We start from the raw sequence: 1,354 nt of genomic DNA, 5'->3' as shown, positions 1-1,354 counted from the left end.
ACACCATTAACTGGCCTCACCATTAATACAGCAACCTTAACTGCCCATGCGATTACCTTAGCTAGCAGTAGCGCCATCTCGATTACCAATAGTGGTGCTGGTTCGATTGACGGCATCATCGCAGGTACAGGTGTTACTCTGACAAAAGCAGGAGTAGGTATCCTAACGCTTGGTGGTAGCAGTGCAAGCACCTACACCGGTGGTACCACGATTAAAGCCGGTACTGTTCAAGCCGCCACTAATAACGCTGCTCTAGGTACTGGTACAGTGACCTTGGGTGACACAACTGGTAATAATGCCGCTTCACTATTAGTTAGCACTGCTGGCTTAACGATTAGCAATAGCATCGTGCTGGCTACCAATGCGACTGCAGGCACATTGACAGTCGGTACTACAGGTAGCTTGACAGATAACGTCACTTACAGTGGCGGCATTACTGGCACCAATAATCTGACCATTGCCAATACCGTAGCTACTGGCAAGGCGCTGATCTTCTCAACTGCGCCAATCGATAACGCCGGTACCGTCACGAACACTGGTACAGGTCTAGGTACCACCACCATCAGTGGTGGCATTGGTACTCATGTCACTACGGTAACTCAGAGCAGTACTGCTTCGCCATTAACCGTCTCTGGCGCAGTCACTGTCAATAGTGCTGGCACTACCTTAGTGGCCGATACGGGCACTGCCTTATTTACGATCTCTGGCGGCACCACTGGTAGTGGTAACTTAACGCTGCAAAATAATAGCGCTACCGCTAATAACATCACCGTTGCTACTGGGGTAGTCAATCATACTGGTACCTTGACCAACTCTGGTAGCGGTACTGGGGCAGTACTGGTGAGTGCACAAATTGGCACAGCAATCACTGGCGTAACGCAAAACAGCGCGAACTCCATGTTGGTTTTATCTGGCAACAATCTCTATAACAGCAGCACTACAGTCAATGCTGGTACCTTGCAGGTCAAGAGTGATACAGGCTTGGGATCGACTGCAGGTCGCACCATCGTAAATGCGAATGGCACCTTGGATCTCTATAACGTAACCGTTGGAGCAGAGCCAGTCACCCTAGCAGGCGGTATGATTAAAGACGTAACCAGTAGCTTGGCAGGTGATATCACATTGACAGCAAATAGCATTGTCTCAGCTACGAACAGCAGTGATGTACTCACCTTATCCGGCGTGATCTCTGAGCTTGGTGGATCTTTTGGATTAACTAAGACTGGTGCGGGTACGGTCATCTTAGGCAACGCCACCACCAACAGCACCTACAGCGGTGGCACGACTGTCAATGGCGGTACCCTCAAAGCGGGTTCAAGCTTCCAGCCATTTGGAACAGGCGCTGTTACTGAAA

Annotated in this window: 1 protein-coding gene; it reads left to right on the top strand. The window is 50.1% G+C overall.

The window, feature by feature from the left end; genetic code table 11:
- On the top strand, positions 1-1,354 hold a 1,354-nt coding region (locus tag ICN47_RS12690; protein ID WP_216220274.1), incomplete at both ends, for an autotransporter-associated beta strand repeat-containing protein.

The organism is Polynucleobacter sp. AP-Latsch-80-C2 (assembly GCF_018882185.1).
In the GTDB taxonomy this organism is placed as follows: Bacteria; Pseudomonadota; Gammaproteobacteria; order Burkholderiales; family Burkholderiaceae; genus Polynucleobacter.
This window is presented reverse-complemented; position numbering and strand designations above follow the sequence as displayed.